The organism is Xenorhabdus griffiniae, from assembly GCF_015163655.1.
In the GTDB taxonomy this organism is placed as follows: Bacteria; Pseudomonadota; Gammaproteobacteria; order Enterobacterales; family Enterobacteriaceae; genus Xenorhabdus; species Xenorhabdus griffiniae.
Genome location: NZ_JADEUF010000010.1, coordinates 1 through 5,907, shown reverse-complemented (window position 1 = coordinate 5,907; position 5,907 = coordinate 1). Strand labels below are relative to the sequence as shown.

4 protein-coding genes are annotated in these 5,907 nt (G+C 38.7%); 3 read left to right on the top strand and 1 reads right to left on the bottom strand.

Annotation, left to right across the window (positions count from 1 at the left end; genetic code table 11):
* Positions 1-112 precede the first annotated feature (112 nt).
* Positions 113-1,195 carry a dimethylsulfone monooxygenase SfnG gene (sfnG, locus tag IQ211_RS03340; RefSeq protein ID WP_189761038.1) on the bottom strand — a complete coding sequence of 361 codons (1,083 nt, stop codon included), beginning with the start codon at positions 1,193-1,195 and terminating at the stop codon, positions 113-115.
* 700 nt (positions 1,196-1,895) lie between these two features.
* On the opposite strand from sfnG, the gene IQ211_RS03335 reads away from it, so the two are divergent.
* From IQ211_RS03335 to speD, 3 genes are all read left to right on the top strand, one after another.
* Positions 1,896-3,005 (top strand): S-(hydroxymethyl)glutathione dehydrogenase/class III alcohol dehydrogenase, encoded by a 1,110-nt coding sequence (locus IQ211_RS03335; protein WP_189761039.1) that lies wholly within the window; start codon positions 1,896-1,898, stop codon positions 3,003-3,005.
* A 100-nt stretch (positions 3,006-3,105) separates the two neighbouring features.
* Complete coding sequence (fghA, locus tag IQ211_RS03330) at positions 3,106-3,972, top strand: S-formylglutathione hydrolase (RefSeq protein ID WP_189761040.1); 867 nt, start codon at positions 3,106-3,108, stop codon at positions 3,970-3,972.
* 313 nt (positions 3,973-4,285) lie between these two features.
* Entirely contained in the window at positions 4,286-5,791 is a 1,506-nt protein-coding gene (speD, locus tag IQ211_RS03325; RefSeq protein ID WP_189761041.1) for an adenosylmethionine decarboxylase, read from the top strand.
* Positions 5,792-5,907 lie beyond the last annotated feature (116 nt).

The window sequence follows — 5,907 nt, the reverse complement described above, 5'->3', positions numbered from 1 at the left end:
TCTGATATCTCGATCTCACTTCAAGCTTCAAGATACATATTGTTTCTCCCCCGCTTCGCGGGGGAGAAATCACACGCATCCTGAAGTTAAATTGATATATAACCAATAGATTTCAATCGGCTTGTTGTTCCAATTCTCTAACAAGTGGGATAACATTTTTGCCAAAATACTCTAGCTCTTCCTGCATATGCAAAAATCCAAGCAACATCAGGTTTACGCCAACTTTTTTATATTCAATAATTCGTTGGGCTATTTGTAATGGCGTGCCAATAAGGTTGGTTTTAAAGCCGTCATTATACTGCACAAGATCTTCAAAAGTTGATTTTGCCCAGTTTCCTTCTTTTTCTGGTGATGCATTTCCCGCATTTTGAACTTCATGATGGAAACTTTTCACCGCGTCAAAATCACTTTTATCTAAAATATCCTGTAATACTGCGCGAGCTTCTTTCTCATTATCACGGGCAATAGCAAAACCATTAACGCCTATTTTTACCTGATGATGATTCAATAACGCTTTAGCTCTGATATCGTCGATTTGTTTTTGAATATATTCCACACTGCCGCCATTAGTAAAATACCAATCAGAAACGCGCGCAGCCATGTCTCTGGCAGCCCTGGAACTCCCTCCTTGAAAAATTTCCGGTAATGGTGTCTGTGGCTTGGGGCTTAAAATATAATCATGAAAACGATAAAAATCACCAGAAAAACTGAACGCAGGTTGTGACCAGATCCCTTTCAAGCAACGGATAAATTCTTCAGAACGCAAATAGCGTTCCTCATGATCCAACCACGGTTCACCAATCGCTTTAAATTCACCGCGAAACCAACCACTAACAATATTAACCGCAATACGGGCGCCATAAAGCTGACTGATTGTCGCTATCTGTTTAGCGGCCAACACCGGTTTCCAGGGCCCAGGTAAAAGGGCAGCAATGATTTTCAATTTATTGGTTACCGAAAGCAGATCTTGCGAAAAAGTCATCGATTCATGCTGGTTTTCAGCACCATATCCAGCAGTAAATCTAATTTGGGTCAATGCGTAGTCAAAACCTACACTTTCGGCGATTTGAGCCAGACTGCGATTATAAGTATGATCCCAGTTGGTACGTTGCTGGATTTTACTTATAACCAATCCACCTGAGACATTTGGTACCCAATAAGCAAATTTAATGGGTTGAGAATTGAATTCAGCCATTAAACCTCCATGATTTGAAATCAGAATATAGAGCTACTTGGTAAGGGCGTTTATACCAATCCAACTTCAAGTTGCAGCTTGCAAATTATAAAACGCATCTTGCAAGACGATTGATATATCATCTTCAATGATTTTTATAGAACGATATAAAATGAGTTAATCGATGGGCCTATTATTAGCAGGTCTCAATAAAATTGATCATTTTATTTTAAATAATTTACAAAAGACATTATTTCTCTGTTTAAGTTTAATTGACAACGCTATGAAACCTGATTTCTCCCCCGCTTTGGGAGAGAAATCACACGCATCTTGAAGTGAAATTGGTATAGAGGAGTTTATGAAAATGTCTATGAATATGAAAAACATCCTTACTGTTCACTTTTTACTAAAGGGAGTAAAAAATGAAAATTGTTCACTTAGAATATCCTCTCAATCAAACCCCGAGAACAAAAAATATTTAGTAAAAATCCATATGGTAACTTCGATTTTATTTGTAAAAAACACAGACTCTCTAATTTTATTAAGATTGAATTAGTTCCAAGAACCGGCGATATTACATAATGATAGTGATATTGATGCGTATAAATATTTTTTATTGATTGATTAGTCATAGCTCAAAAATAAAATAAAACGATACGGATAATATCCAGACAAATAGAAGCATTAAAATATTCCGTGCAAAAAATCAAAGAGGGATTATATGAAATCACGTGCTGCCGTCGCCTTTGGGCCAAACAAGCCACTCGAAATTATCGAAATTGATGTTGCTCCACCAAAAGCCGGTGAAGTAATGATAAAAATCAGCCATACAGGTGTCTGCCATACAGATGCCTTTACCCTTTCAGGTAGCGATCCTGAAGGCATATTCCCCGTTATCCTGGGGCATGAAGGTGCCGGTGTCGTTGTCGAAGTGGGTGAAGGTGTCACAAGCGTCAAACCTGGTGACCATGTCATTCCATTATATGCGGCAGAATGTGGTAAATGTGAATTCTGTCAGTCTGGGAAAACAAACCTTTGCATCGCAGTCCGTGAAACGCAAGGTAAGGGCCTCATGCCAGATGGCACAACACGCTTTTCTTACAATGGACAACCTGTTTATCACTACATGGGGTGTTCTACATTCAGTGAATACACCGTCGTTGCTGAAGTCTCCGTGGCAAAAATAAATCCAACGGCAAACCATGAACAAGTTTGCCTGTTGGGTTGTGGTGTCACTACGGGTATCGGTGCCGTACACAACACAGCCAAAGTGCAGCCGGGAGATTCTGTTGCCGTTTTCGGACTGGGTGGGATTGGTCTGGCCGTTGTTCAGGGCGCTCGCCAGGCAAAAGCTGGTCGCATTATTGCTATCGATACCAATCCTGCTAAATTTAAACTTGCCAGACAATTTGGTGCCACTGATTGCCTCAATCCCAATGACCACGATAAACCAATCCAGCAGGTCATTCTGGAGATGACCAAATGGGGTGTTGATCATACTTTCGAGTGTATCGGCAATGTCAATGTCATGCGTGCCGCTCTGGAGTGTGCACACCGAGGATGGGGACAATCAGTTATCATTGGTGTCGCGGGCGCGGGACAGGAAATTTCCACTCGTCCATTCCAACTTATTACCGGACGTACATGGAAAGGCACCGCTTTCGGTGGCGTAAAAGGACGCAGCCAGTTGCCGGGAATGGTGGAAAAAGCAATGAAAGGTGAAATCGAACTTGCACCTTTCGTTAGCCATACGATGCCTCTGGAATCTATTAATGAGGCTTTCGATCTGATGCATGAAGGTAAATCAATCCGAACCGTTATTCACTACTGATTCAGTTTGGATCGTTGACAGAAAACCGTGTTGCCAGCCAACACGGTATCTGACAAGTAATAAAATAATCACTGTAACAAATGATTTTAGAGAGGAAGTCATGGAAAGAATCGAACATCACGCCTGTTTTGGTGGATGGCAGGATGTCTATCAACATGAATCAAACGTTTTGGGTTGCCAGATGCGTTTTGCAATTTTCTTACCCCCTCAGATCAAAGAAAGAAAATTACCTGTACTTTACTGGCTTTCTGGTTTGACCTGCACCGAGCAAAATTTTATTACAAAATCAGGTGCTCAACGTTATGCTGCTGAACAGGGTATCGTTATTGTGGCCCCAGATACCAGCCCACGAGGTGATGACGTTGCTGACGATCCCGCCTATGATCTTGGCAAAGGTGCTGGCTTTTATCTCAATGCATCGAAATATCCTTGGGCTTCCCACTATCGTATGTATGATTATGTTGTTTCAGAACTCCCCAACCTGATTGAAACCCACTTCGAAGTAACGAATATACGAGCAATCAGTGGACATTCAATGGGAGGTCACGGCGCAATGACCATTGCATTGAAAAATCCAGAACGTTATTGCAGTGTGTCAGCATTTTCACCCATTGTAGCCCCTGGCCAGGTTCCATGGGGAATAAAAGCATTTTCAGCCTATCTTGGTGAAGATATATCAGATTGGGAACAATATGATACGGTGGAACTGATCAAGAATGCGAAAGAACCGCTTCCTATTTTGATTGATCAGGGACTCAATGATGACTTTTTGGATGAGCAATTACGCCCTCATTTATTGCAGGATCTTTGCGATAAAATCGGTTATCCCGTGACGATAAATCTTCGGCCAGGATATGATCATAGCTATTACTTTATCGCCAGCTTTATTGAAGATCATATCGCTTATCATGCCAAAGCAATGCAAGGATTACATTTGTCTCAGTGGTGCCAACATACAATGGATTAGCTTCAATTTCCGTAGGCACATGTATCACATGAGTTTCAGACGTTGAAACAAAGGCAGACGCTATAGCACGATCCATTGGGGAAAATTCACTTTCAACATGCTGTGCGACAAGGAAATAATCACGTTATTATTTCCTATGGATAGATTTATAAAAAGTATAAGTGAATTCCCCAACTCTATGAGAGGAGGATAAATTGCATACGTCAGAAAAAAACAACGCTAGCAGATTCAAGTGGGATTTAAACACTTAGGTTAATAATTCTGAGTTTTAATTACGCTGTAAAATTAATAAATCACGTAAAAAGAGACTACCATGAATACACTAAATGTTATAAAAAATAATATGGAGTTGTCACACCCAGTTGAAGTGCTAGAGACATTATTAATACGTTTGTATTTATATAACTGTGCATCAAATAAAAATATTTCATTAAAAAGCGGTTTACCTATTCCTATCATCTCCGCATTTAAAAAAGAATTAATAAAATATGACTACGCTGAAAACAAAGGTGTTTTTAAATTACGCTCTATGGGTATAAAATATGTACAAGATGAACTGGAATACCGATCAGTTGATATAAATCAATATAACTTGCTGTCATTAGAGGAGAAACGGGGAGAATTTGAGAAAGAGCTTGCTGTTTTATTGGAGCCTATATATAACAACAGACCTAAAGTCAATGTTTTGTTAGATCAAGCACATGCAACATTAGAGACTTCAATACGAAGAGTGATGCTATTACTTAATAACCCAAGAGTATTTAAACAGAATATTTTATTTTTGGGGGATGATGATTTGACATCCTTAGCTCTGATGATGGCATTTAAAAAGCTCGGCTACAATTGTTCAAAAAATATTTTTGTCAAGGATATCGATCAAGATCTACTAACCTTTATTCAAGATGTCGCAGAGCAAAATGATTTTGTCATTAATACTGAATACTTAGATCTAAAACTTGCTAATTCATACGCTAAAAATTTTGACATCGTCTTGACAGATCCACCTTATACATTGAACGGATTAAAACTATTTTTATCACGTGCTATTAGTTTCACTAAAAATGATAATAGTGAGATATTACTCTCCTTTGGTCAAAAAAAACCAATGGAAAACCAAGAAGTTCAAAGATTATTCAATAACCAGAATCTTTTTATCAAAAATATTTATCCACAATTCAATAAATATCATGGCGGAAGTATTATCAGTAATGTCAGTGATCTCTATATCCTTTCTGTTACACCTCAAACATACTCAATAATCTCAGGGGGAAATGATTATTCAGATAAACTCTATACTGGAGAAATTAATCCTCGTATAAAATTTTACCAATGTAAATCATGTAATAACATGATAACCATTGGACACGGAAAAAATATATTAACGATAGAACAGCTCATAGAGGCAACTTGTAATCAGTGTCACGGTACTAAATTTCAATATCGTGGTCAGGAAAAAGTCAATTTATCGGATAATACACGGCAACTTGGCACTCACATTATCATAGATATGAAAGATTGTGATGCAGAGGTGCTGAAGTCTGTATCAGCCATTGAAAAAATTATGCTGGATATTGCCCAGCAATGTGAACTGAGTGTTGTTACTTATAATTTCCATCAACTCCAACCATGGGGTGTCAGTGGTGTACTAATATTAGCAGAGTCACATTTTACTATTCACACATGGCCTGAATATCAATATGCTGCTCTTGATTTATGCGTTTGCAATGAATTTAAACATCAAGAAATATTTATGCTGCAACTACAAACGCAGCTTAATGCTCAGGAATATGAATATAAGATACTACAGCGGGGTTTTTAATTTTAAACTGAACAACCACCGACTAAAGTCGGTGGGTTAGTGATTAACGGACTGAAAGTCCGGATACGCGTCGGCTAAACGACGCGTCAATCGTCCATTCTGAAATTATCATCCGG